The following is a 24,048-nucleotide window of genomic DNA, read 5'->3' on the forward strand; positions in this document are numbered from 1 at the left end:
GTGACCATACCCGCCCGGCCCGGCCCGCGGAGGTCCGCGCGTACCGCCGTTTCTGGCCGGCGACGGCGAGTGGCATCGCTCATACGGGTAGCCTTGGCCAACGTGTACCGGTTCCTGCTGACCCCGCGCTGGCTCGGCTACCTCGCGCTGACGCTCGTCGCCGCGACGGTGATGGTGTTCCTGGGTAACTGGCAGCTGGACCGCTACCGGGGCCGGACGGCGATCAACGACCGGATCGACGCCGGAGCCACCATGACGCCCGCGCCGCTGCGCGACGCGCTGCCAGCGCCCACCGGCGGCGCGGGTGCCGTCGGTCCCGCTCCGGCCGAGGAGCTGACCTGGAGCCGGGTCACCGCCACCGGCCGGTACGACAGCACGAACACCGTCCTGATTCGCGGCCGGACCGTCGACCGGACGGTCGGCTTCGAGGTGCTCACCCCGCTGGTGCTCGCCGACGGCAGCGCGGTGCTCGTCGACCGGGGCTGGATTCCGCCCGCGCCGGGGGCCGGCGCGATGGTGCAGCCGCAGGTGCCGGCGGCGCCGGACGGCGAGGTGACAGTGACCGGCCGGGTGGTCGCCAGCGAGAGCGGCGGGGGCGGGGTCGGCCGGCGCGACGGGAAGCTGGAGGCCCGGCGCATCGACATCCCCCGTCTGGCCGAGCAGCTCCCCTATCCGGTGACCGGCGGATACGTGCTGCTCGACGGGCAGACGCCGGCCGCCGACCCGGCCTTCCAGGCGGTGCAGATCGGGCACACGAACAACTGGCAGAACTTCGGCTACGTGTGGCAGTGGTGGATCTTCGCGGTGATGAGCCTGTTCGGCTACGGCTGGGTGGCGCGCCGGGAGGCCCGCCGACTCGCTGGGCTGGACAAGCCGGGTGAGCCGGTGGACCGGGCCGCCGAGCCGGCCGCCCCCACGTCCGCCTGAGCAGGACCGGTCAGCCGGTGATCCGGCCGGCGTGGATGGCGCGGACCGCGTCGATGGTGTCCGCCTCGGCGGCCGTCTTGTCGTGGCGGTAACGCAGCACGCGGGCGAAGCGCAACGCCATGCCGCCCGGGTAGCGGCTGCTGGTCTGCACCCCGTCGAACGCGATCTCGACCACCTGCACCGGCCGGACCCGCACCTCCCAGTCGCCCTTCTCCACTGCGAGCGAAAGGAACCGTTCGGTCTGCCAGCGCAGCAGCTCGTCGGTGAGCCCCTTGAACGTCTTGCCGAGCATGACGAACTCGCCGGTCCGCGGGTCGCGGGCGCCGAGGTGCAGGTTCGACAGCCACCCCTCCCGCCGGCCGCTGCCCCACTCGACCGCGAGCACCACCAGGTCGAGCGTGTGCCGCGGCTTGACCTTCACCCAGGCCGAGCCGCGCCGGCCCGCGTCGTAGGGCGCGGCCGGATCCTTCACGACCACGCCTTCCTGACCCGCGTCGACAGCCGCGGCGAACGCCGCGGCTGCCTGCTCCGCATCGTCCACCTCGACCCGGTCGACGAGCAGCGACGCGTCGACCGCGCCGGCCAGGGCCGCCCACCGCTCCCGACCGGGCGCGTCGATCAGGTCGGCGCCGTCGAGGTGCAGCAGGTCGAAGAAGTACGGCGTGAGCACCGGCTCGCCGGTGCGCTCGGCGGCGGCCAGCACTGCGGGCGCGACCTGCGTCGGCCCGGTGGTGCTGGGCGTGGCGCGCCGGGCCGCCCGGCTGGACGTCTCCTGGAACGGCAGCGGCCGGCCGGCCGCGTCCAGCCCGATCGCCTCACCGTCGAGCACCAGCTCGCGGGCGGGCAGCGCGCGCACGGCGGCCACCACCTGGGGCAGCCGGCCGGTGATCTCGTCCAGGCTGCGGGTGAACACGGCGATGTCCGGGCCGGAGCGGTGCACCTGGATGCGGATGCCGTCGAGCTTCACGTCGACCGTCGCCGGCACGCCGGTGGCGGTGAGCGCCTCGTCGACAGAGGGCGCGCTCTGCGCCAGCATCGGTGCGAGCGGCCGGCCCACCTGGAGCCCGAACCCGGCCAGCGCCGGAGCGCCGCCGGTGAGCGCCGCGACCGCCACGGCGCGCAGGTCACCGGCGAGCAGCAGGGCACGCCGGACGGCCGCCACCGGTACGTCGGCGGCGCGGGCGACCGCGTCGGTCAGCAGCCCGGCCGGCGCGCCCTGGCGCAGCTCGCCCCGGAACAGGCCGGTCAGCAGACGCTGCTCGTCGGCGGTCGCGGCGGCGAACAGCCGGCCGACGAGGTCCCGCCGCCGGGCCTGCGAACCGGCCCCGGCGACGCGGGAGATCTCCTCGATCGCCGCGTCGACGGCGGTGACGGTGAGCGTCGGCTCGGCGGCCGGCGGGGGCAGGTCACGCAGGCCGGCCCAGCCGACACCGGTCTGACGCTGGCGCAGCTCACCGGCGAGATAGCCGGCGCCGGCCGGGATCTCGCCCGGCTCCAGCCCGCGCAGCGCAGCGGCCAGCAGCTCCACCTTGGCCCGTCTGCCACTGGTGGCGCCGACCGCGGCCGAGGTGGCCGCCAGCTCCGCGAAACGCACGCCCATATCCTGCCAGCCACCAGCGACACCGGGGCCGATCCGGCGACCCGGCACACCACACGGGTGGCCGGGTCACCGGCGGCCGGTCAGGCCGAGACCGGTTCCTCGATCCGCAGGCCGCGGCCGCGCACGCCCTCGGCGACCCGGGTGAGCAGCGCGTCGAGCGTGACCAGCGCGGCGGAGAGCTCGCCGATCTGTTCCTTGAGCGTGTCCTCGGACCACGCGGAGACGTCGACGTCCCCCAGAGCACGGACGGCGGCCTGAAGCCGCTCAATCTCGTCGTTCGTACGCATGTTCGAAAGGCTATAACACCCCGCCCGTCGACACACCACAAACTCCGACATCGGCCCCGAAGTTACGGTTTCGACACCTCAGGCGCGGTTTCCGGCCTCCGCCACCCGGGCCAGCAGCAGCGCCTCGGCCAGGCAGACGCGGGCGAACTCGCCCAGGTGCAGGCTCTCGTTCGGCCCGTGGGCCCGCGCGTGCGGGTCCTCCACGCCGGTGACCAGGATCGCGGCCTGCGGGAACATCTCCTGGAACGTGGCGATGAACGGGATCGACCCGCCCACCCCGATGTCGACCGGGTCGGTGCCGTCCCAGGCCGCCTTGAACGCCGACCGGGCCGCGTCGAACATCGGGCCGGAGGCGTCGATGACGCAGGGCGCGCCGTCGTGCTCGAGCGTCACCGACACCTGCGCGCCCCACGGCGCGTGCCGCTCCAGGTGCGCGGTCAGCGCCGCGTACGCCTTCTTCGGGTCCTCGCCCGGCGCCAGCCGTACGCTCAGCTTCGCCTTCGCCGACGGCACCAGCGCGTTCGGCGCCTCGCCGGTGGCCGGCGCGTCCAGGCCGAGGATCGCCAGCGCCGGCTTGGTCCAGAGCCGGTCGGTGATCCGGCCGGTGCCGAACAGCTCCGCGCCGTCGACCAGGCCGGCCTCGGCGCGGAACCGGTCCTCCGGGTAGTCGACGCTGGCGCCCTCGCGGCCGACCAGCCCGTCCACCGCGACGTCACCGGCCTCGTCGTGCAGCGTGGCGAGCAGCTTCACCAGCGCGGTGAGCGCGTCCGGCACGGCGCCGCCGAACATGCCGCTGTGCACCGCGTGGTCGAGCGTGCGCACCTCCACGAAGCAGTTCACGACGCCGCGCAGCGAGGTGGTCAGCGCCGGCACGCCGACGTCCCAGTTGGTGGAGTCGGCGATGACGATGACGTCCGAGGCCAGGTCGTCGCGGTGCTCGGCGAGCAGCCGCTCCAGCGAGTCCGAGCCGTACTCCTCCTCGCCCTCGATGAACAGCACCACGCCGACCGGGAGCCGGTCGCCGAACGCGCGCAGCGCGGCGACGTGCGCCATGATGCCGGCCTTGTCGTCGGCGGCGCCCCGGCCGTAGAGGCGGCCGTCGCGCTCCACCGGCTCGAACGGGTCCGACTCCCACAGCGACAGGTCGCCGACCGGCTGCACGTCGTGGTGCGCGTACATGAGCACGGTCGGCGCGCCGGGCGGGGCCGCCTTCGTGCCGATCACGGCCGGCTGGCCGCCGGACCGGACGATCCGCGTGTCGAGGCCGCAGCCGCGCAGCAGCTCCGCCACCGCCTCGGCGGAACGCTCCACGTGCGAGTGGTCGAAGCCCTCGAAGGCGATGCCCGGGATGCGGACGAGTCGCTCGAGGTCGGCACGGACGCCGGGAAGTTCCCGCTCGACGGCGGCCCGCACCTCGGACTCGGAGAGGATCGGAGTGGTCATGAGCGGAATCGTATGCTGGCCTTACCCCGGCACGTCGCCCGAGCCCGATCGCCGCCCCACCCGCACGTAGTAGCGGTCCGCGTCGTGCGGCAGGGCGGGCGCCCCGTCCACCACCAGGTCCACCGCCGCCGCGGTGCCGTCGGCGGCGAAGTGCGCCCGCTCCCCCTCGTGCCAGCGGCGCAGCTCCGGCAGGATCTGCGCGCCGTCGCGGGCAAGCGCCCGGCGCAACCGCAGCTCGGCCGGCGCGGTGACGAGCACCGACAGGGTCAGCTCGGGGCGCACCGCGGCGCGGGCGGCGCTCACCCCCTCCACGATCAGCACCGGCCCGGCCAGCACCGGCACCACCCGGTCCAGGAAGCTCCGGCGCACCCAGCTGTACCGGCGGTAGCCGCCCGCCCGGCCCGCCCGCACCGGGCCGAGCACCTGCTCCTCCAGCCGGGCCCAGAACGTGAGCTGGTCGTCCCAGCCGTCGAGCAGGTCGTCGGTGTGCACAAGCGGCGGGCGCACGCCGCCCGCCCGCTCCGCGAGCGCGTCCGCGAGGCGCGTCGCGAACACGCCCTTGCCCGCGCCGCTGGGCCCGTCGACTGCGACCAGCCGGGTACGCCCCAACCGCGCCGGCCCGGTCAGCACCCGGCGGGCCAACCCGGCGTACGCCTCGATCACTGCGACGTTCACCCGACCGACGCTAACGTTCCCCCGTCCGCTGGAACCTGCGACCCGGGCGGACCGTTTCGGCGAGCGGCGGCGCGGGCCGCTGGGCATCATCGGGGGGTGCTCCATGACGTGATGTGTCCGGGCGTCGACGCCCTCCTGGAACAGGCCCGCGCCGGTCTCCGCCGGCTCACTCCGCACGAGACCGTCGAGGCGGTCCGAGGCGGCGCGCTGCTTATCGACACGCGTACCGAGGCGCAGCGCCGCGAGGAGGGTGAGCTGCCCGGCGCGATCGTCATCGACCGCACGGTGCTGGAGTGGCGGCTCGACCCGGCGAGCGCCTGGCGCATCCCCGAGGCCAACGGATACGACCGCGAGATCGTCGTGGTGTGCCGGGAGGGGTACAGCTCGAGTCTGGCCGCCGCCAGCCTTCAGACGCTGGGGCTGCGGCAGGCCACCGACATGATCGGCGGGGTGCAGGGCTGGCGGGAGGCCGGGCTGCCGATGTCCGACCGCCCGGCCGACGTGCGCTACTGAGCCCCGCGCTCCACGGCCACCACGCGCTCCTCGGACGCCGGGCGCTCGACGGACGCCGGGCGCTCCTCGGACGCCAGGCGTGCCGGCTGGCTCGGGCGGCGCCTCAACGCGGTGGTGCGCCGGGCGGCACGAACGGCAGTCCGGGCGGCGGGCCGGACTCGATCAGCCGCCACAGCGCGTCCGTGTCGAGGTGTTCCTCCACCATGTCGCCCAGCAGATCGAGCGTCCGCTCCCGGGCCGCCGCGAAGGACGTGTCGGGCGCGACCTTGAAGCCGGTGCGTCCGGCCGCCTCCGCGACGTCGGTGAGGAACCGGCGGCGGAACGCGTCCGAGGAGAAGGCGCCGTGCCAGTGCGTGCCGTACACGGCGCCGAGGCGCGCGCCCTCGCCGGTGCCGTCGGCGTAGCGCAGCAGCGGCGGGAGACCCGGGTCGGCGGCCGAGACCCGGCCGTGGTGGATCTCGTAGCCGTACACCGGCACGTCTCCGGCGGCGGTGCCCTCGGCCCGGCGGACCGTCTTGCGCGGCTCGAAGGTGATCTCGACGGGCAGCAGTCCGAGGCCGGGCACTGTGCCCCGGCGGCTCTCCACCGGGTCGTGGATCGCCCGGCCGAGCATCTGGAAACCGCCGCAGATGCCGAGCAGCGGCCGGCCGGCGGCGGCGTGTGCCAGTACCGCGTCGGCCAGGCCGGTCTCCCGCAGCCAGGCCAGGTCGGCGACGGTCGACTTGGTGCCGGGGAGCACCACGAGGTCGGCGGCGGCCAGTTCGGCCGGCTCGACGGTGAGGCGTACCCGCACCCCCGGCTCGGTGGCGAGGGCCTCGACGTCGGTGGCGTTGCTGATCCGGGGTAGCCGCACCACTGCGACGTCGAGCCAGTCGGTGCCCCGGGGCGCGGGCGGCCTGCCGAGCACCCGCCCGTACGCGAGCGAGTCCTCCGCGTCCAGCCACAGGTCCAGCGCCCAGGGCACCACCCCGTACGTGGGACGGCCGGTGACCCGGCGCAGCATGTCCAGCCCCGGCTGGAGAAGCCCGCGGTCGCCCCGGAACTTGTTCACGACAAATCCGGCCACCAGTGCCTGGTCGGCCGCGTCGAGCAGGGCGACGGTGCCGAACATCGAGGCGAACACGCCGCCCCGGTCGATATCGCCGACCACGATCGTCGGCAGCCCGGCCTGACGTGCAAGCCCCATGTTGACGTAGTCCCCGTCGCGCAGGTTGATCTCGGCCGGGCTGCCCGCGCCCTCGCAGATCACCACGTCGTACTCCTCGCGCAGCTCGGTCAGCGCCGCGTACGCGGTGGTGGCGAGCCGGGACCGCACCTCGTGGTAGTTGCCGGCGGTGACCGTGTCCACCGCCTCACCGAGCAGCACCACCTGGCTGGCGTGGTCGCTGCCCGGCTTGAGCAGCACCGGATTGAACCGCAGGTCGGCGTCGAGCCCGCAGGCGGCAGCCTGCATCGCCTGGGCCCGGCCCAGCTCTCCGCCGCGCCCGTCCGGCCCGACCACGACGGCCGAGTTGTTGGACATGTTCTGCGCCTTGAACGGCGCGACCCGGACGCCGCGGCGGCGCAGCCAGCGGCAGATGCCGGCGGTGAGCACGCTCTTACCGGCGTCGGAGGTGGTGCCGGCGACCAGCAGCCCGCCGCTCACCGCACGCTCTCCCCGTACCCGTGCGCCTGGCCCCCGCTCCACGCCTCGGCCGCCCGACCCGGGACGCGAGCCGCCCGACCCCGGATGCGAGCCGCCGGAGCGGAGGCCCGAGCCGCTCGACTGAGGACGCCCAGCGCGGCCCGTCCGGCCGCTCCGGCCAGGCGCCCGACGGTCACCGGGTAGAGCGCGGCCAGGCCGAGCGCGGCCACGCCGACCGCGCCGGAGATCCGGGCGGCCCGCTTCAGGTGCCGCGCCTCGGGGCGGGGACCGTCACCGAGGAACGGCCGGGTCTCGGCACGGCCGAAGTAGACGTTGCGCCCGCCGAGCCGGACGCCGAGCGCGCCCGCCATGGCCGCCTCGCACTGACCGGCGTTCGGGCTCGGGTGGTCGGCCCGGTCCCGCCGCCACACCTGCCAGGCGGCGGCGCGGTCCCCGTGCGCGGCCGGCGCGACCGCCACCGTGAGCAACCCGGTCAGCCGGGACGGCACCAGGTTCAGCACGTCGTCCAGCCGGGCCGCCGGGGTGCCGAAGCGGGCGTACCGGGGCGAGCGGTGGCCGACCATCGCGTCGAGCGTGTTGGCCGCCCGGTAGCCGAGCAGGCCGGGCAGGCCCGCGACCGCGCCCCAGACCAGCGGGGCGACCACGGCGTCCGAGGTGTTCTCGGCGACCGACTCGACGGTGGCGCGGGCGAGTTCGGACTCGTCCAGGGCGGACGGGTCCCGCCCGCAGAGGTTGCCGAGGCGGGCCCGGGCGGCGGGCAGGTCGGCACGGCCCAGCGCCCGTGCCATCACCCGGGACTCGTGCCGCAGCGTGCGCCCACCCAGCACCGTCCAGGTGCCGGCGGCGACCAGCGCGGCCCGGCCCACCGGATGACGGCGGGTGGCCAGCGCGGCGGCGGCGCCGAGCAGGACCGGCGCGCCGACCGCCAACGCCGTGAACGCCGCGCCCGCCGACCGGTCGGGGCGGTAGAGCCGCTGTTCCAGCGCACCGGCCGCCCGGCCGAAGCCGGCCACCGGATGCCACCGGCGGGGGTCACCGAGCAGCGCGTCGAGCGCGTAGCCCGCCACCAGTCCGGTCGCGTTCGCCATGGCGGTCGCCTGCCGCACCCTCACCACCTCCGGCGGGCCAGCCTAGTCGTACCGCGGGGTGGTGACGCCGATGTCACCACCCCGCGCCCCCGTCGGACGAAGGGTCAGGCGGGCACCGGGGTCCGTCGCCTGCTCCGGCGCCCCGACGCGGTCCCGCCCGGGCTCGCGCCGCCCGGCTCGCCCTCACCCGGCCCGGAACCACCCGGTCCGCCGGCCTCCGGCGCTGCGACCTCGCCCAGTTCGTCGTCCTCGGCCGGGGCCGGCCCGTCGTCCGCCACGTCGCCCAGCTCGTCCTCCTCCCCCACCGGGCCACCCGAACCGGGGTCGAAGCCGGTGGCCTGCCGCTCGCCGGGCCGGTCGTCGAACGGGTCGGGCTCGCCCACCCGCTCGACGGTGCCGACGAGCCCGACCCGGCCGCCGCCGTACTCCGGGGGCGGGAAGTCGTCGTCGAAGGGCCGGTCGTCGAAGGTGGCCGGGGCCTGCCCGTCAGGCACCGGCTCGGTCGTCTCGCCGTGCACCCGCTGCTCGGCCTCCGCGTCCTCGACAGTGCTGGTGGCCGCACGGGGCTGGTTGCGCAGGAACCGGGCCCGGCCGCGGGACAGGTCGTGCCCGACGGCGACCGCCTCCAGTTCGTAGAGCGTGCGGTGGGTGCCGGATTCGTCGGTCCAGTCCCGGGTGTAGAGACGGCCGGCGACTATCACCGGGTCGCCCACCGCCACCGAGGACGCGACTCCCTCGGCCAGGCGACGCCAGCAGTTCACCCGTACCCGCAGGCTGTTGCCGTCGACCCAGCGGCCGCTGTCGCGGTCGAGCCGGCGGGCGGTCGAGGCGACCTTGAAGTTGGCCACCAGCGTTCCGCTCTGGGTGGTCCGGCGCCACTCCGGCGCGGTCAGCACATTGCCGACGATCGTGACGTACGTATCGAACATCGCCCCTCCCAGGGATCGACTTGTCCCGGTGAGCGTCGTCCGGCCGTCTCGCCCGGACCACCCGCCCGGCCCGTGCCTGTGGATGACGGACCGCCCTGTGGACAACGCCCTGATCAAGGTCCCGATCTGCTAGGTCAACCGGCCCTACGCGCCTGACCTGCGGCGACGCATGATCGAGTGGAGCCGGCAAGCAGGCGTTCCGGAATCGCGCCGGTTGGGTAAGTACTTGATCAACCGAGAGAAAGGGAGCTCCGATGCTTCTCCGAGACGTCCGCGAGGCAGCGCGATGAGCGCCGTGGCGAACCCCGCGACCGTGGCCGAGTGCCTGCGGGTCGGCGCCGGGTTCTCCCAGGGCGACCGCAACTGGATCGCCGAGCAGTTCGCGACCCTGGACACCCGGCTCGCCGGCTTCCACGCCGACGCCACCGAGCTGGAGGTGTCCGTCAAGGATCGCGAGGCCCGGGGCCAGAAGGTGACCCTGGAGTGCTGGATCGCCGGTCGGCAGAAGATCGTCACCACCTCGACCGAGGAGGATCTGCACGCCGCGCTCAACGACGTCCGGGACGACCTGCGCCGCAAGCTCAACGACGCGAAGACCCGGCAGGAGCCGCGCAACAACAAGCACCTGCGCGCCGTCGACCAGCCCGAGGTCGCCCCGTTGCAGGACGCCGAGCGCGAGGACGCCGAAACCGTCTGAAGTCCGGCACGGCCCGCCCGCACGGTGCCGGCGGGCGGGCCGTCCCCGCGCTGACGCGTTGTTAACAAGGGGCCCTTCCTCTACCGGATGCGTTAACAAGGGGCCCCTCCTTACAACCCGGCACCCCTAGCGCCGGGTAGCGCGGCGGCGTACCGTCGCGGTCGTGGAACCGGACGTGCTGGGCGCCCCCTACGAGCGGCGGACGATCGACCTGGGCACCGACGACGAGGGGCCGGTCGTCGCGACCCTGGTGCGACGGCGGGCCGACCGCCCGACCGGGCGCGCCGTGCTCTACGTGCACGGCTTCGTCGACTACTTCTTCCAGACCCACGTGGCCGACTTCTTCGCCGAGCGGGGTTGGGACTTCTACGCGCTCGACCTGCGCAAGTACGGCCGCAGCCTGCTGGCGCACCAGACCCCGAACTTCTGCCGCGACCTGAGCGACTACTTCCCCGAGCTGGACGCCGCCGCGGAGATCATCCGCGCCGAGGAGGGCCACGACACCCTGCTCGCCATGGGCCACTCGACCGGCGGCCTGATCATCTCGCTGTGGGCCCACGACCGCCGCGACGCCGGACTGGTCGACGGCATCGTGCTCAACAGCCCCTTCTTCGACATCAACGCGCCCTGGATGGTCCGCCGACCCCTCGCGGCCGCCGTCTCCCGCCTGGGCCGCAGGGCGCCGCAGCGTGTCCTGCCGTTCGGCCTGGGCACGGTGTACGGCGAGAGCCTGCACGCCGACCACCGGGGTGAGTGGCGGTACGACCTGGCCTGGAAGCCGCTCGCCGGGTTCCCGGTCCGGGCCGGCTGGATCAGCGCGATCCGGGCCGGTCAGCGCCGGCTGCGGGCCGGGCTGGACATCCCGGTGCCGGTGCTGCTCGCCTGCTCCACGCGCAGCTTCCGGGGCACCAAGTGGCACGACAGCGCCACCGGCGCCGACGCGGTGCTCGACGTCGAGCACATGGTGCGCTGGGCGCCCCGCCTCGGCCACCACGTCACGCTGGCCCGCTTCGACGGCGGGCTGCACGACCTCACGCTGTCCAGTCCCGGCGTACGCGAGAAGGTCTTCGCGGAGGTCGGACGGTGGGCGGAGGGGTTCCTCCGCGCCGGTCCGACCGAGCCGGAGTCCACGACGCCGCCGTCCCCTCGGCGGCCGGCCGACGCGACCGCCGAGGGCTGAGGGCGTACCCGCCTCGCCGCTTCAGTCGGTGACGACCGCCGCGAGCGCGGCGCGGATCCGGTCGAACGTGGCGACCGGGTGCCTGCCCGCGCGCGACGGCAGCACCACGCCCAGGCAGCGCAGCGCCGGTCCGCCGTCCGGCCCGGCCTCGACCGCGAACACCGGCGCGCCCACGTACCCGGCGGGCAGCTCCGTGGTGACCCGCACCTCGCCGCCGTCCCGGGCGACCCGCTCGACCACCGCTTCCAGTGGCCGCGACCCGTCCTCGCCCGCACCCAAAGCCAGCACGAACGCCGAGGCGGGCGCCACGCCGATCCGGGCGACCCAGTCGGCCGGCGCGGCCACCGCCTCGGTGACCTGCTGGGTACGCCAGCGCCAGCCCCGGTCGTCGGCCCAGCCGTGCAGGCCGCCGGTCGGCATCGCGGCGAGCCCCAGCTCCGGCAGGTGCAGCCAGTGGTCGGCGAAACCGGGCAGCTCGATCGGCTCGTCCGCCCCCTCGGCCGGCTCGGTGACGCTCGGCCGCAACCCGATCTCCCCGTACGCCCGCTCGGTCAACGCGTCGGCGGTGAGCAGCCACTCGTGCGCGATCTCCCCGTCGTCGGTGGCGCCGACCAGCTCGCTGTAGAAGAAGGCTGTGCCGAGGACGCCGGCCGGCGCGCCCGGCCCGTCCGAGCCGGTGACGGGCAGGATCGCCCGTCCGAGGAGCTGACACAGCTCGAAGACGATCTCGTTCTCGGTTTCCTGGTCGAGCAGCATCCGACGAGGGTACGGATCGCGTCCCGCCCGGCCCGCGCCGGACCGCCGTAACTGTGGTGCCGGTCCAGGCCCCAGCGTGGGACGCTGAGGGGCGGAACGGACGCGCCGACCCGTACCCCCGGGCGGACGGGGAGCGGCGGTACCCTCTTGGCGCGACGACCGTCGGCGCGCGCCCGTAGCTCAGCGGATAGAGCAGGGGACTTCTAATCCCAAGGCCGCAGGTTCGAATCCTGCCGGGCGCACCATCACCGCCGCAGGTCAGATCGTCAGCGGGCTACAGGTTGTTGATCCGGGCCAGCAGCTCCGCCTCGGTCAGGTTCTCCAGGACCGCGTCCTGCTTGCGCCCCAGGACGGCCAGCAGCTTCTCCTTCTCCAGCTTCTTGGCCGCCGCCGCCTTCGCCGCCTGGTCCTCCGCGAGGCGGACGGCGATGACGTGCTTGACGACCTCCAACTTGGTCTCCAGGGTCGCCTTGGCCGGATTGGCCTCGGTGGCCACGAACGACTCGGTGTCGACGGCCTTGAGTTCGGCGTTGACCGCCTTGGCCACGTCGTCGAGGCTGAAGCCGGACTTGGCGGTCAGCGGAAGCTCCCACAACTGCTCCGTGGTCAGCAGTCCCTTGGCCGACGGATAGCGGAACTTCTCCCGCGTGGCCTTTTCAAAAATGGTCACGACGACCTCTCTCCGATTTCTGGTTGGGGGATCAGAACTGGATGCCGATGAGGCGGCGCCGGCCGCCGGTCATGGTCACCTTGGCGACCACAGAGTTGCGGATCGTGGAGCTGAAGCCGAGGCCGGAAAGCTGATCCGGAGACGGCTCGCACTTGGTGCGGTCGCCGAGAACCTCGAACACCTTGCGATGCGGTTGCAGGTCGGCGCGGAGGAACTCGTTGTAGATTCCCCGCGTCGGCTGGTCGTTCACGCACCCCTTCAGGATGAAGAAGTAGTGCCGGTTGCCGACCTCGTTGTCGTCGAAGTAGTTCGGCGAGTACATGATGGTGGAGACCGGTACGAACTGTTCGGTGGTGATCCCCCACAGCTCCTTGCCCGCACTGCCCCGCTGCACGTCCTTACCCGGCCGGAAAGCGGTGATCACGCCGTCGGTGACCGTCACCCGGCCCACCTCGACGGTCTCCTTGTGGCCGACCGCGCGCTCGTGGCGGTAATGCTCAATCTTCCCGTCGCTCTCGGTCTCGATCACGAAGCCGACCTGGGCGCTGTCCCGCTTGCGGTACTGGTTCACCTCGATCCGGTACTCACCGTCGAGGACATGGTCGGCCCAGGTGACGTTCTCCACCGGCTCGCGGGAGAACGGCCCGCTGGCGTTCATGTCGACGTCCAGCTTGTCGCGCTTCTCCTGGTACCAGATGTGGTCGCCGTTGGGCTCGAACACGTGCAGGTCGAGGTCGTCGTGGTTGAACCAGGACAGGCTCACCCGCAGCTTGCCGGTGACGTTGCCGCCGGCCCGCTTGACCTTCTCCCTGATCGAGTCGGTGACGTTGCCGCCGTACGACCAGCCGAAGTCGTTATCCCACTTGAACAACCGCGGAGCAGCCGGGTGCCGGCCGGTCGTGAGACTGACGAAGTGCGGCTCGTGGGTGTTGGCGACCCACAGGTCGATGGAGGTGGCGCCGGGCAGGATGTCCTTCATGAAGGAGACCACGGGAATCTCCTCCGGCTTCGCGTCACGGAGGCGCGCACCTGCCGGCTTCGTGGTGGCCGCCTGCATGAGCAGCCCTTCGATGCCGTCCTTCATTCGCGGCTGCGTGTCGTTGTCGACCCACAGCACGTTGGTGACCGACACATCGGACAGCCGCGCGAACCGTCGCTGCAACGACTCCTCGATGCCCAACTCGTCAATGGTCTTCATGGCAGCCTTGACCATGGCCGGGGTGATCAGCGCCGTGGGGCGCTGGTAGTTCTGCGGCGCCACCTTCGTCTCGAACGACCGGACCGCCTGCTCCGGGTCGACGCTCGCGGAGAGAGCCTGGACGAGGGTGCCGATCACCGTGTTGCGGAAGCGTGCCGCCGGGTTCATGGCGTTGGCGAAGACGAAGGCCCGTCCGTCGGCCGCCTCCGTCCACCGGTTCTGCAGCGACCGGAACTCGGTCACCGCCCGACGATGCTCCGCGCCGCGGTAGAGGGCGTTGTCGTCGATGAGGTCGACGACGGTGTCCAGAGCGTGCGGGGTCAGCTCGGCCAGGCCACGCTGGAAGACCTGCACCGCGGCGTCGAAGTCGCTCTGTGCCGCGCCGACGTCGTCGGCGCGATGCCGCTTCTCCACCCGGCCGTGCAGGTGGTGCCACACCTCGACCTGGCCGTCGCGCAGCGCTCGGTTGGTCTTCGTCCCGTACTGCGCCTGAGTGGACCGGAAGATGGTGGACAACGGCAGCGAAAGGACGAACTCGTCCAGAGCGGCTGCGACGACGGAGAAGACCGGGTCGGAGGCCGAAACCCCGGACCAGACGGTACGGACGCGCCCGGCGTGGATCTCGACGACGTTGCCCAAGTGCTTGATGAAACGGCGGCAGGTCGAGCAGTCGTACTCGGATCGCTCACGGAACCGCAGATTGGTGCCGGCGGGAAAGGACTCGAGAAACGTGAGCCAGAGTGAGTCCCGGTCGAGGCCGTCGCCGACGACGTACAACTCACCTTTGGACATGGTGGACAGACGTGAAGTCACATCCGCCACGAACTGCTGGAAATCGCCCACCGTTCATCCCCCTTGATCGCCGGAGATCCTACGGAGCGAAACGCCAATCGGAGAACCACGTTTCCGGCCTTCCGCACGGTCACGCGACGGGCGCCGGTCCCTCGTCTCCGTGTGCTACCAAGAAGCCGTTGCCTGCCGGCCCCGGACGTACTGCGGCCGGAGCGCCTTGGTGAAGGGCTAGGGGTGCGTGGATGAGAGCGATTGTGTACGACCGGTACGGGCCGCCGGATGTGTTACGGGTCGAGGACGTCGCCAAGCCCTCCCCCACCGGCCGACAGGTGCTCGTCAAGGTCGCAGCGACCTCGGTCAACCTGAGCGACTGGGAGACCCTGCGAGGCTCGCCGCTGTATTCGCGCATCGGCGGGCTGCGCTCCCCGGCACGGCGGACACTCGGTTCGGACATCGCGGGCTGGGTCGATGCGGTCGGCCCGGAGGTCACCCGGTTCCGTCCCGGCGACGAAGTGTACGGCGACAACCTCATGCTCAAGGGCGGCTTCGCCGAGTACGCGATCGCTCCCGAGTCGGTTCTGGCCCCCAAGCCCGCCGCCCTGACCTTCGCCGAGGCCTCAACGATCCCGCAGGCGGGAGCCATCGCCTGGCAAGGGACTCAAGGCGCCGCAGCCGGGAAACGGGTCCTGATCAACGGTGCCGGCGGAGGAACGGGCTCCTTCGCCATTCAGATTGCCAAGCAGCTCCGCGCCGAGGTGACCGGCGTCGACAACGCCGGCAAGCTCGACTTCATGCGGTCGGTCGGCGCGGACGAGGTGATCGACTACCGCAGCCAGGACTTCACCCGCAGCGGCCCGTACGACCTCATCCTCGACCTGGTCGCGTACCGGTCGGTGTTCGACTACCGCCGGGCGCTGGCCCCCGGCGGCCGTTACCGGTGCGTCGGCGGCCCGGTCCCGGCGGTGCTTCGCGTACTGACGATCGGTGCCGCGGTCGGCCGGCTCAGCCGCCGGCGCATTGGTGTGCTCGCCGTCAAGGAAGGGCCGGCGCATTTCGAACCTGTGGCCGACCGCTGCGCCACGGGTGAGCTCACCATCCACATCGACCGGTCCTTCGGCCTCGACGAGGTGCCCGAGGCGTTGGCCCACGTCGGAGAGGGCCGCGCCCTCGGGAAAGTCGTCGTGGCCGTCGTCTGACCGGCGGCCCACAGCCATGCCCACGCGGGTGCAGCCAGGGCCCCCGAGCCCACGCCGACCAGAACCGAGACCAGCGGACCACCTAGTCGACCAGCCGGGCAACCAGCGCGGCGATCAGGTCGGGGTGCTCGTCGGTGACGAGATGGCCGGCGTCGGGAACGATGTCGGCGTCGACATGGATCCGCTGTCGTGCTCCTGCGCGCAGTCGTTCCGGGGGCAGGAACACGTCGTGGTATCCGCTCGCGATCACGACCGGCATCGTGTGAGCGGCCGCCGGTACGAGGTCATCGGAACTCACCGGACGGGCGTTCCGGGCGACCAGCGTCATCCACTCCACCAGTTCGGCGCGGGGCTCTCGGCCGGGAGCAGACAGGATGCGTAGCAGTCGACGGCTCGAAGCATCTCGTGGCCGCACCAGCCATGCCAGGAACGCCAGCAGGACACGGGGTGTGATCCGGAGCCGGCACAATCCGCCTGGAGACACGGCGACCTTTCCCCGAATCCGCGAATGATCTGCGGCGAGCGCGACAGCGCCGCCGAATGAATGCCCGAACACCACGACCGGCCCGGCGGTGGTCTTCTCGATGACCTCTCCCAGCCATGAGCCGTACCAGGTGAGGCGGCCACCGGCGGTGCCCGCTTCATCGGAGCTCAGCCCTGGCTGACCCGGAATGTCGGCGGCGACCACCCGGTAGCGCTGAGCCAGGGCGGTGAGCAGCGGCAGGTAGGCGGCAGTGCTGAAGCGGTCGCCAGCGACGAAGACGACTGTGACCGGGCCTGCGCCGACGGAGACGACGTGCGTGTCTTCGGCCTGAGCGTGAATCACGCGTCGATCGTGCGGGATCGGCCATGCGCTCAGCTGTTCCTCGCACCACTGGCGGATGCCGTCCCGGCCCGCGGCGGTTCGATAGATCGAGGTCACGGCTGCATCCTGCATCAGGGTGTTCGGAAGCGCCACGAGCTGCAAGGTGACGAAGGCGAGCGGTACGCCTCTGCCGGCGTCCATCCGCCCGGCAGGTGACGTACTGCGCTCCGGGACCTACCGGCTCGGACGGATCCGGTCAAGTGCTCGCCGTACGGCCAGGACCACCCGCCCACGCCGGCCGCCGACCGGGCCGGCCGTTCCGGGCTCGTCCGGTCGGCGGTCGGCGTCCGCCCACTCCGCGTCGTTCCAGGTCGCGGGTACGGCCCCGACCGGCTGGAACCCCAGTCGTTGAGGGCGTCGAGGTTATGCCCGTAGTAGCCGGGGAACGCGAGCACGGCCGCCACGTCCCGGTGCATGGCCTCCTCGGTCGTCCAGCCCGAGGCGTCCAGGTGGGTGACCTGGTAGCCGTGATCGCGCAACCACCCGGTGGTCCGGTCGAGGACCGGCATGCGCCAGAAGAGGGTCACCGGTGTGTTGCTCAGGAGGCGGAAGCCCACGTCTGCGCTGAGATCGGCCTCCGCGTCGAACGCGGCCACGACCGGGACCGTACAGCCAGGCCCGATCAGGCCGCCAGCGCCGCCAGGGCGCGGTCCATCGCGGCGTTGAACTCCTCGGGCTTCAGCGTCAGCCGGGACTTGACGTCGCGGCTCCACTGGTCGGCCAGCACCTCGGCGGCGCCCGCCTCGACGCCGTCGAGCGCCGCGTCGGCCAGATCCGACGGCGCGATCTTGTCCACCGGCCAGCCCGCTGACATGTCGGTGTCGGCCAGGCCGAGGTGCACCGCCGTCACCAGCGTGCCCTGCTCGGCGAGTTCCAGGCGTACGCCGTTCGTCATGGCCCATGCGGCGGCCTTGGTCAGGTGGTACGCGCCGGCGCCCCTGGTCCCGAACCACGACATGGCGGAGAGGACGTTCACGATCGCGCCCCCGCCGTTGCGGGCCAGCGCCGGTGCGAACTCCCGGATCATCGTCAGGTGGCCGAGCACGTTGGTCTCCACCTCGTGTCGGACCGCCTCCAGCGAACCGGTCACCAGGTCGGTTCCGGTCTGGATGCCCGCGTTGTTGACGAGCAGCGTGACGTCCGGGGCGGCCTCGGCGACGGCCCGTACGGATGTGGCGCTGGTGATGTCGAGCGGCAGCACCTCGACCCCGGGCAGGTCGACGGTCTCGGGCCGGCGGGCGGTCGCGTAGACCTTGCGGGCGCCGCGTTCGAGCAGGCGCTGGGCGAAGGCGCGGCCCAGGCCGCGGTTGGCTCCGGTGACGAGGGCTACCGAGTTGTTGATGTCCATGCCCGGTACGCTAAAACCTGACGTTGACGTCAGAGGCAAGTGCTGTTCGCCGGAGCGGAGTGAGAGGAGCCACATGCCCGAGCTGATCCGCATCGGCGAGGTGGCGCGCGGCGCCGGTGTCTCGGTGCGCGCCGTGCGCTACTACGAGGAGCAGGGGCTTCTCGTCCCCAGGCGCAGTCCGTCCGGCCAGCGCCTCTACCGGCCGGACACGGTCACGCTGGTTCGCTTCATCCAGCAGATGTACGCGGCCGGCCTGACCAGCAGCCGGATCGCGGAACTCCTGCCGTGCTGGGACTCCGGGCACACCGACCCCGGGCAGCGGGCCATGCTGCGCGCCGAGCGCGAGCGCATCCAGGCCAAGGTCGACGACCTCCGGGCCGCCCTGGACCGCCTCGACGAGGTCATCGCGATCACCGACAGCCACCCGTAGGCGGACGTCGCGGGCCTAAGACGTCTGTCGGCCCTCGGTCTCGCGGTGGGCGCGCAGTGCGCCGACGACCGCCAGCCCCACGCCGCCGAGAGCGACAGCCGTCTCCACCGCCGGGGACACCCGCAGGGCGCCTCCCGCCGAAGCGCCCACGCTCACCATGATTCCCGGTTGCAGGAAGGCGTCCTCGGCGGGCTTGACCAGGGTCCACCAGCTCGCCCACGTGGCGGCGAAGTCCGAGCAGATTCGCACGGCCACAAGCGACAGCAGGACCATCCCCGCCGGGAGAAGCCCGTATCGGTCGCCCCGCCGTCCGGACCACGCGAGCACCCCGGCGGCCACGAGCGCGGCGAGCAACGCCGGCCACACCGCCGCGAACAGGTCGGGCAGCGGCGGCTCGCCGGGCGTCAGCGCCACGCGCGCCACGCACCAGACGAGCACGGCGACCGCCAGGGCCGTCGTCACCACACCCCGCCGCCCGCCGCGTGCCGGCGACGCCGACACGGCAGCCCACAGCAGGAGTACGCCGAGAGCCAGGCCCCCGGCTGTCAGCCGCTGCCGGTCCATGCCGTCCTGCCAGCTCTCCAGCAGGTACGCCCGCCCGGCAGCCTGCCCTCGTGCCGGCTCGCCCGCGTCCGCCGCCTGTTCCCCGTACCAGCGCAGGTTCGCCACCGTCACCAGGGCGAACAGCCCGGTGCCGGCGGCGACGCCCCACCTCACCCGGGGAGCACCGGAGGCGGTGAGCGCGTGGCCGCACAGCGCCGCCAGCGTGACCACTGCCCACAGAAGCGATGCCTGCCGCATGGCGAGCAGTGCCGCCCCGACCGACAGCAGGGCGGCCGCGACCGCGGCGACTCGCAGGCCCGACGACAGACGCATGGCGGAGAGAGTGGCACAGGAATCCTGGACGCGTTGACCCGCCGCCGACTTCCCGGACCGTCCCCGCAGCGAGGAGGATCTGTGGGCGGACGAGCGGGTGCAGGAGTCCGGCACGCACTCCATCCTGGACATGTCGCGGGTGCTGACCGACGGCGAGGAGCCCGACTTCGGGACGTTCCAGCGGGTGACCGAGGCCGAGGCGCTCGCACGAGCGGGCGCCGCCAGGCCGACCCGCGCCCACGTCGAGGCGCTCAAGCCGCTGGCCGAGCAGCGCTGGTTCGGCCGGTACGCCGTGCTGCACGACGAGGCGGGTATCCCGAACGAAATCTCCTTCTGGGGGTTCTCCGGGGACTAGCGGGCCCGGCCGGCGAGCAGCCACCGCCGGACAGGCACCTCCAGCAGCACCCGTTCGCTGTCCGGTGTGACCGGCTGCCGGATGTCCCATCCCCCGTACTTCTCCGCGAACGTCGCGACGACCTCGGGCGGGAAACCGGCGCGGTGTACGCGGGCCTCGCCCTCCGCGACGACCGGGTGGACGCCGTCCTCCAGGGCGAGCGAGACGCGGGGGTCGGCTGACACGTTGCGGGCCTTGACGCTGCGCCCCTCGCAGCCGATCCACCAGACGCCGTCGGCGTAGACGAACCACACGGGCGTGACGTGCGGTGAGCCGTCACGGCGCAGCGTGCAGAGCCAGACGTTGCGCTCGCGGGCGAGCCGGTCCTCGACGGCCGGCGGGAGCGGTGTGGTGGGAGGTGAGGTCATGCAACAAGTGGATCAGGCGTGGCGCGGAGGCTCGCCGCCGGACCGGACCGATTGTTCCCGTCGCGCCGCGTGCCGCGCCTGCAACCCGACGGCGCCGATCAGCGTCACCACGAGCACGGCGGCAGCCTGCCAGGCCCGGTCGGCGCGCCCGTCGGAGCAACTCCGGTTCGCCATGTCCAGGTAGTAGGCCCGGTCCGGGTAGTCGGGGACGTCCCGCCAGTGGTTGAGATCCATCACGAGCGCGTTGCCGCAACTGGTGTTCTTCTCGTGGTCGCCGGGGCCGATCCGCACCGGCATTAGCAGCAGGAAGGCGATCACGACTGCGCCGAGCAGCGCCACCAGGAACGGGCCGAGCCCCAGGCCGCGCGGAGACTCCCCCGTCATGCCGCGCAGTATGCCCGAACCATGAACGCCTCGCCGCCCCGCAACCGGCTCACTCGCAGATCCGCCACTCCCCGCCCTCCTTGACCATCGGGAACGACTGGGTCACGTTGGTGCCGGTCGCCGGCGTGAAGCGGATGGTCGTCGAACCGCTCACCCGCCCGTTGTTGTTCGACACGTTCAGCCCGGTGATGTCGTAGCCGGTGAACTCCGGCTGGGAGGACTGCTGCTGGGCGAATTCGGCCTCGCTGACCCGGTCGCGCACAGAGGAGCAGAGCTGCCGGTACGCGGCGGGGTAGTTTCGGTCGACGATTGCCTCGGCATAGGTCTCCGCAGTGGACCGGGCCGGGCCGGTGGCTTCCTGCACGACCCGGAAGAGGAAGAAGCCGCCGAGCACACCGCCGGAGCAACAGACCGCCAGCACCACGCCGAGCACGATGAACAGGGTTCGCTTGGACTTCTTCGGCGGCACCATGGCCGGCTGGTATGCCATACCCCGCAGGGTAGGAAACGCGAGCAACGGTAAACCGGATGCCGCTACTCCGCTTCTCGGCGGCGCCGCGCGACACTGGACCCCGACTGCTTTACGGCGGAGCGAAACTCGTCAAGCACCAAGGGTGACCAGTTCCGACAAACCGTGTTATTCTCCGGCGTCAATCTATGCCGTGCGGACCCGGCCGGGTCGCTGCCGGAAGGACATCTCCCCGATGCCGGTCGCTGCCGCCATGCCCCTGCCCGGGTCTCCCCCGGCCCGTCCGGCGGGCGAGGCGTTCGCCCTCATCTTCACGACGTTCCCTGCGGTTCTGCGGCTCACCTGCGGCCTGGTCGGGGCGGTGGTCGCGCTGTCGGTGCGGACGCCGCCGGTGCGGGTGGCGCTGCTGATCCCCGCTGTCGTCGTGCTCACCGCCTGGTCGGTCTGGTACGCGTGGCGGGCGTTCCGGCACGGCATCGACGGCCCGCTGGTGGCCGGCGACGTCGCGCTGACCACCGCCGCCGCGTTCGCCGTCCCGTGGCTGGTCGCGCCGGAGGTGCTGCCGGGCGAGGCGAGCTGGATCGCGGTACTCGCCAGCTCCACGGTGATCAACGCGCAGGCCACCGCTCCGGCGCGCTGGTCGGTGCCGGCCGGGCTGCTGGTCACCGCCGCGTACGTCACCGGGGCCACGCTGGCCGGCAACCCGGTCGAGGCGCGGGCGCACGCCGGCACGCTGCTGGTGCAGACCGGCAGCACGGCGGTGATGACAGCGGTGATGCGCCGCCGGATCGGCCGCGCCGACGCCGCGTTCGCCGACTATCAGCGGCTGTCCCACGAGGCGGTGGTGGCGCGCGCCGCCCGCGAGGCCGAACGGCGGCACAACCGCGACCTGCACGACACCGTCCTGGGCACGCTCACCATGGTCGGCCTCGGCGCGGTCCCCGACTCGGCGACGTTGCGCGAGCGGTGCGCGCACGATCTGCGTACCCTGACCGCCCTGGCCGGCGCGCGGACCGCGGGCGCGCCCGGCGAGGCCGACCTGGACGAACGTCTGCGCGAGGTGCTCGCCGGGATGTCCGAGCCGGCGGTGACCGCGACCCTGGAACCGTGCCGGCTGCCGGCGGAGGTCGCCACGGCGCTCGCGGACAGCGCCGCCGCCGCGCTCGCGAACGTGGCGCGGCACGCGCCGGGCGCGGCTGCATCGCTGCGCCTGGCCCGCGAGGGCTCCGCCGTCGTGGTCGAGGTGGCCGACGACGGTCCGGGCTTCGACCCCGCCACGGTCCCGGCCCACCGGTACGGGCTGCGCGAGTCGATCCACGGGCGGATGGCCACCGTGGGTGGACGCGCGGTGGTGACCTCTGCCCCTGGCGCGGGCACCCGGATTCGGCTGGAGTGGTCCGATGGCGACTGAGTCGGGTACGGCGGTGACCGCCGACTCCGTGCTGCGCCCGCTGCCCCGGCAGCGGGTGGCGACGCGCCCGGCGCCGGCCACGGCCCCGCCGGAGGCGCACGCGGTGGCGGACGCGTCCGACGGGGGCGCTCGGGTCGCCGTGATCGTCATCGCGGCGGCCTGGCACCTGGCGGTCGCGCTGCCGGCGGTGTTGCGGGCCGGACAGGGCATGGCGGCGCCGACCGTGGTGGCGGTGGGCTGGCTGGTGACCGCGCTGGTCGGGGTCGGGGCCGGCGTACGGCTGCTGCGCGGCGGGCTGCCCCCGGCCCGGAGCCTGGCCGTGGCGCTGCTGGTGGTCGACGCGGCGGTCGTCGCGGGCGCCGGCGAGCGCTTCCTGTTCAGCACCGCCAACTGGGTGTGGGGCGGTCTGGCCTGGTTCTTCCTGCTGGCGCTCTGGCAGCGGCCGGTGCGCTGGCTGCTGGTCATGCTCGCCGCGCACGGCGCGATCGCGATGACGGCGGTGGTGCTGTACGGCGCGACCGCGCCGGCCGATCTGAGCCGGGCCACGATGTACGTTTACGGCACCTCCACCCTGCCGGTGGCGGTCTTCGTCGGCGCGGCGGCGATCACCGCGCAGGCCCGCGACCGGGCGGCCACCGCGGCGGCGGCGCTGGCCGTGGCGGCGGAGCGGGAGGCGGCCGAGCGGGCCCGCACCGAGCGCCAGGAACGGCTGGCTCTGGTCAGTGGTACCGCCGAGGAGGTGCTCGCCGAACTGGCGGCGGGCGACGCCGACCCGGCCGATCCGGCGGTGCGGCGGCGGGCGGTGCTGGCCGCCGCCCGGCTGCGCCGGCTCATCGCCGAGTCGGACGACGTGCCCGACGCGCTGCTGCACGAGCTGCGCGCGGCGGCCGACCTGGCCGAGCGCAACGGGCTGCCGATCGACCTGGTCGCGGTCGGCACGCCACCGGAGCTGCCGGTGGAGATCCGGCGAGGGCTGGCCGACCCGCTGACGGCGGCGCTCGCCGCGGCCGAGGGCTGGGCCCGGCTGACGGTGGTCGCGGGACCGGACGAGGTGGTGGTCAGCCTGGTGACACCGGAGCACGACGGCCCGGACGAGACAACGACCGGTGGGGGTGGGCCGGTGGAACACCTGCACGAGCGGGACGGGGAGATCAGATGGACGCAGACCCGCTGGCGGCGGACGTGAACGCCGGGTGGCCGATCGGGGTGGCGATCGTGGACGACCATCCGGTGGTGATCGACGGGGTGCGTGCCTGGCTGGCCGGCGAGCCGCGGTTGCGGGTGCTGGCCACCGGCGACGACCCGGACGAGGTGCTGCGGGCCGCGCCCGACGCCGAGGTGGTGCTCCTCGACCTGCGGCTGCACGGCCGGATGGTGCTGGACAAGCTGGCCGAGCTGAGCGCGGCCGGGCGCCGGGTGGTGGTCTACTCCGAGCACAGCGACCCGCCGACCATGCTGGCCGCGCTGGACGCGGGCGCGGTGGCGTTCCTGGCCAAGCACGAGGGACGCGAGCACTGCGTGGCCACCGTGCTGGCGGCGGCGCACGACCGGCCGTACGTGCCGCCCGCGCTGGCCGGCGCGATGGTCGGCGACGCCCGTCCGGATCGTCCGGCCCTGTCCGACAAGGAGCGTGAGGCGCTGCTGTTGTGGTTCCAGTCGATGTCGAAGGCGTCGGTGGCGCGCCGGATGCAGATCAGCGAGCACACCGTGAAGCAGTACGTCGACCGGGCGCGGATCAAGTACACCCGAGCGGGTCGTCCGGCCGCCACGAAGGCGGCTCTGCTCGCCCGCGCGATCGAGGACGGACTCGTCCGACCGGAAGAGATCGGCATCTACCGGTCGCAGGCGTCGGCCGACCGGCCGACCCCCTAACAGGTGTCATGACAATCACCCTACGAATCCGGCAG

At 73.1% G+C, this 24,048-nt stretch carries 25 protein-coding genes, 1 tRNA gene and 2 pseudogenes; 11 read left to right on the forward strand and 17 right to left on the reverse strand.

Features of this window, described 5'->3' with window-relative positions; genetic code table 11:
* Positions 1 to 102: 102 nt before the first annotated feature.
* Complete coding sequence (locus MicB006_RS19855; protein ID WP_116511638.1) at positions 103 to 927, forward strand: SURF1 family protein; 825 nt, start codon at positions 103 to 105, stop codon at positions 925 to 927.
* A 10-nt stretch (positions 928 to 937) separates the two neighbouring features.
* On the opposite strand, the gene MicB006_RS19860 is transcribed toward MicB006_RS19855, so the two are convergent.
* The 4 genes and pseudogenes from MicB006_RS19860 to MicB006_RS19875 all read right to left on the reverse strand — a co-directional run.
* Positions 938 to 2,521, reverse strand: coding sequence for an ATP-dependent DNA ligase (locus MicB006_RS19860; protein ID WP_116511636.1), 1,584 nt, complete (start codon positions 2,519 to 2,521; stop codon positions 938 to 940).
* Positions 2,522 to 2,607: 86 nt separating this feature from the next.
* Positions 2,608 to 2,814: a hypothetical protein gene (locus tag MicB006_RS19865; RefSeq protein WP_073830643.1), complete on the reverse strand. Its 207-nt coding sequence runs from the start codon at positions 2,812 to 2,814 to the stop codon at positions 2,608 to 2,610.
* Positions 2,815 to 2,892: 78 nt separating this feature from the next.
* Positions 2,893 to 4,257, reverse strand: coding sequence for a dipeptidase (locus MicB006_RS19870; protein ID WP_116508108.1), 1,365 nt, complete (start codon positions 4,255 to 4,257; stop codon positions 2,893 to 2,895).
* A pseudogene (locus tag MicB006_RS19875) lies at positions 4,235 to 5,109 on the reverse strand (uridine kinase); the annotation flags it as partial. The gene MicB006_RS19870 and the pseudogene MicB006_RS19875, both read right to left, overlap by 23 nt.
* On the opposite strand from MicB006_RS19875, the gene MicB006_RS19880 reads away from it, so the two are divergent.
* Entirely contained in the window at positions 5,044 to 5,445 is a 402-nt protein-coding gene (locus tag MicB006_RS19880) for a rhodanese-like domain-containing protein (RefSeq protein WP_116508110.1), read from the forward strand. The pseudogene MicB006_RS19875 and the gene MicB006_RS19880 overlap by 66 nt on opposite strands.
* Positions 5,446 to 5,548: 103 nt before the next feature.
* Here MicB006_RS19880 and MicB006_RS19885 read toward each other — a convergent pair whose 3' ends face one another.
* The 3 genes and pseudogenes from MicB006_RS19885 to ssb all read right to left on the reverse strand — a co-directional run bounded on the left by MicB006_RS19885 (position 5,549) and on the right by ssb (position 9,107).
* Complete coding sequence (locus MicB006_RS19885) at positions 5,549 to 7,090, reverse strand: cobyric acid synthase (RefSeq protein WP_116508112.1); 1,542 nt, start codon at positions 7,088 to 7,090, stop codon at positions 5,549 to 5,551.
* 110 nt (positions 7,091 to 7,200) lie between these two features.
* Positions 7,201 to 8,196, reverse strand: a pseudogene (locus MicB006_RS19890) (cobalamin biosynthesis protein); the annotation flags it as partial.
* Between the two features lie 86 nt (positions 8,197 to 8,282).
* Entirely contained in the window at positions 8,283 to 9,107 is an 825-nt protein-coding gene (gene ssb, locus MicB006_RS19895; protein WP_116508114.1) for a single-stranded DNA-binding protein, read from the reverse strand.
* A 286-nt stretch (positions 9,108 to 9,393) separates the two neighbouring features.
* On the opposite strand from ssb, the gene MicB006_RS19900 reads away from it, so the two are divergent.
* Both MicB006_RS19900 and MicB006_RS19905 read left to right on the forward strand, forming a co-directional pair.
* Positions 9,394 to 9,804, forward strand: coding sequence for an HPF/RaiA family ribosome-associated protein (locus MicB006_RS19900; protein WP_073830639.1), 411 nt, complete (start codon positions 9,394 to 9,396; stop codon positions 9,802 to 9,804).
* Positions 9,805 to 9,967: 163 nt separating this feature from the next.
* The gene (locus tag MicB006_RS19905; RefSeq protein ID WP_192900105.1) at positions 9,968 to 10,984 is read left to right on the forward strand and encodes an alpha/beta hydrolase; all 1,017 of its coding nucleotides are present in this window, start codon (positions 9,968 to 9,970) and stop codon (positions 10,982 to 10,984) included.
* 21 nt (positions 10,985 to 11,005) lie between these two features.
* Here the strand turns inward: MicB006_RS19905 and MicB006_RS19910 are convergent, their stop codons facing one another.
* Positions 11,006 to 11,740, reverse strand: a complete 735-nt coding sequence (locus MicB006_RS19910; protein WP_116508115.1) for a hypothetical protein — start codon at positions 11,738 to 11,740, stop codon at positions 11,006 to 11,008.
* A gap of 169 nt (positions 11,741 to 11,909) precedes the next feature.
* Here MicB006_RS19910 and MicB006_RS19915 point away from each other — a divergent pair.
* A tRNA-Arg gene (locus MicB006_RS19915) sits at positions 11,910 to 11,985 on the forward strand.
* 29 nt (positions 11,986 to 12,014) lie between these two features.
* Here MicB006_RS19915 and MicB006_RS19920 read toward each other — a convergent pair.
* Positions 12,015 to 12,410 carry a hypothetical protein gene (locus MicB006_RS19920; RefSeq protein WP_043328857.1) on the reverse strand — a complete coding sequence of 132 codons (396 nt, stop codon included), beginning with the start codon at positions 12,408 to 12,410 and terminating at the stop codon, positions 12,015 to 12,017.
* A 31-nt stretch (positions 12,411 to 12,441) separates the two neighbouring features.
* Positions 12,442 to 14,451 carry a hypothetical protein gene (locus MicB006_RS19925; RefSeq protein ID WP_116508118.1) on the reverse strand — a complete coding sequence of 670 codons (2,010 nt, stop codon included), beginning with the start codon at positions 14,449 to 14,451 and terminating at the stop codon, positions 12,442 to 12,444.
* Between the two features lie 191 nt (positions 14,452 to 14,642).
* Here MicB006_RS19925 and MicB006_RS19930 point away from each other — a divergent pair, with 191 nt between their 5' ends.
* A complete protein-coding gene (locus MicB006_RS19930) occupies positions 14,643 to 15,596 on the forward strand; it encodes an NAD(P)-dependent alcohol dehydrogenase (protein ID WP_116508120.1) in 954 nt (317 codons plus the stop codon).
* Positions 15,597 to 15,678: 82 nt separating this feature from the next.
* Here MicB006_RS19930 and MicB006_RS19935 read toward each other — a convergent pair whose 3' ends face one another.
* The 3 genes from MicB006_RS19935 to MicB006_RS19945 form a co-directional block, all read right to left on the reverse strand.
* On the reverse strand, positions 15,679 to 16,554 hold the full coding sequence (locus MicB006_RS19935) for an alpha/beta fold hydrolase (RefSeq protein WP_225980426.1): 876 nt from the start codon (positions 16,552 to 16,554) through the stop codon (positions 15,679 to 15,681).
* Complete coding sequence (locus MicB006_RS32810) at positions 16,533 to 16,970, reverse strand: barstar family protein (RefSeq protein WP_225980832.1); 438 nt, start codon at positions 16,968 to 16,970, stop codon at positions 16,533 to 16,535. Before MicB006_RS32810 ends, MicB006_RS19935 begins: the two co-directional genes overlap by 22 nt.
* 113 nt (positions 16,971 to 17,083) lie before the next feature.
* Positions 17,084 to 17,809, reverse strand: coding sequence for an SDR family oxidoreductase (locus MicB006_RS19945; RefSeq protein ID WP_116508122.1), 726 nt, complete (start codon positions 17,807 to 17,809; stop codon positions 17,084 to 17,086).
* 73 nt (positions 17,810 to 17,882) lie between these two features.
* Here MicB006_RS19945 and MicB006_RS19950 point away from each other — a divergent pair, with 73 nt between their 5' ends.
* Entirely contained in the window at positions 17,883 to 18,239 is a 357-nt protein-coding gene (locus MicB006_RS19950; RefSeq protein WP_116508124.1) for a MerR family transcriptional regulator, read from the forward strand.
* A gap of 15 nt (positions 18,240 to 18,254) precedes the next feature.
* Here the strand turns inward: MicB006_RS19950 and MicB006_RS19955 are convergent, their stop codons facing one another.
* The gene (locus tag MicB006_RS19955) at positions 18,255 to 19,115 is read right to left on the reverse strand and encodes an aminopeptidase (RefSeq protein ID WP_116508126.1); all 861 of its coding nucleotides are present in this window, start codon (positions 19,113 to 19,115) and stop codon (positions 18,255 to 18,257) included.
* 97 nt (positions 19,116 to 19,212) lie between these two features.
* On the opposite strand from MicB006_RS19955, the gene MicB006_RS19960 reads away from it, so the two are divergent.
* Positions 19,213 to 19,470, forward strand: coding sequence for a hypothetical protein (locus tag MicB006_RS19960; RefSeq protein WP_192900106.1), 258 nt, complete (start codon positions 19,213 to 19,215; stop codon positions 19,468 to 19,470).
* On the opposite strand, the gene MicB006_RS19965 is transcribed toward MicB006_RS19960, so the two are convergent.
* The 3 genes from MicB006_RS19965 to MicB006_RS19975 are packed head-to-tail and all read right to left on the reverse strand — an operon-like array spanning position 19,467 to position 20,751.
* A complete protein-coding gene (locus tag MicB006_RS19965; RefSeq protein ID WP_116508128.1) occupies positions 19,467 to 19,877 on the reverse strand; it encodes a TIGR03618 family F420-dependent PPOX class oxidoreductase in 411 nt (136 codons plus the stop codon). The genes MicB006_RS19960 and MicB006_RS19965 overlap by 4 nt on opposite strands.
* Before the next feature lie 12 nt (positions 19,878 to 19,889).
* Positions 19,890 to 20,261 carry a hypothetical protein gene (locus MicB006_RS19970; RefSeq protein WP_116508130.1) on the reverse strand — a complete coding sequence of 124 codons (372 nt, stop codon included), beginning with the start codon at positions 20,259 to 20,261 and terminating at the stop codon, positions 19,890 to 19,892.
* Between the two features lie 49 nt (positions 20,262 to 20,310).
* Positions 20,311 to 20,751, reverse strand: a complete 441-nt coding sequence (locus tag MicB006_RS19975) for a hypothetical protein (protein WP_116508132.1) — start codon at positions 20,749 to 20,751, stop codon at positions 20,311 to 20,313.
* Between the two features lie 214 nt (positions 20,752 to 20,965).
* On the opposite strand from MicB006_RS19975, the gene MicB006_RS19980 reads away from it, so the two are divergent.
* From MicB006_RS19980 to MicB006_RS19990, 3 genes are read left to right on the forward strand one after another with little or no spacing between them, the layout of a single operon-like run.
* Positions 20,966 to 22,141 carry a sensor histidine kinase gene (locus MicB006_RS19980; RefSeq protein WP_116508134.1) on the forward strand — a complete coding sequence of 392 codons (1,176 nt, stop codon included), beginning with the start codon at positions 20,966 to 20,968 and terminating at the stop codon, positions 22,139 to 22,141.
* The gene (locus tag MicB006_RS19985) at positions 22,131 to 23,327 is read left to right on the forward strand and encodes a hypothetical protein (RefSeq protein ID WP_116508136.1); all 1,197 of its coding nucleotides are present in this window, start codon (positions 22,131 to 22,133) and stop codon (positions 23,325 to 23,327) included. Before MicB006_RS19980 ends, MicB006_RS19985 begins: the two co-directional genes overlap by 11 nt.
* The gene (locus tag MicB006_RS19990) at positions 23,297 to 24,013 is read left to right on the forward strand and encodes a response regulator transcription factor (RefSeq protein WP_116508138.1); all 717 of its coding nucleotides are present in this window, start codon (positions 23,297 to 23,299) and stop codon (positions 24,011 to 24,013) included. The genes MicB006_RS19985 and MicB006_RS19990 overlap by 31 nt, the downstream gene beginning before the upstream one ends.
* Positions 24,014 to 24,048: the final 35 nt, after the last annotated feature.

The sequence above is a fragment of the Micromonospora sp. B006 genome (genome assembly GCF_003408515.1).
Classification (GTDB): Bacteria; Actinomycetota; Actinomycetes; order Mycobacteriales; family Micromonosporaceae; genus Micromonospora; species Micromonospora echinospora_A.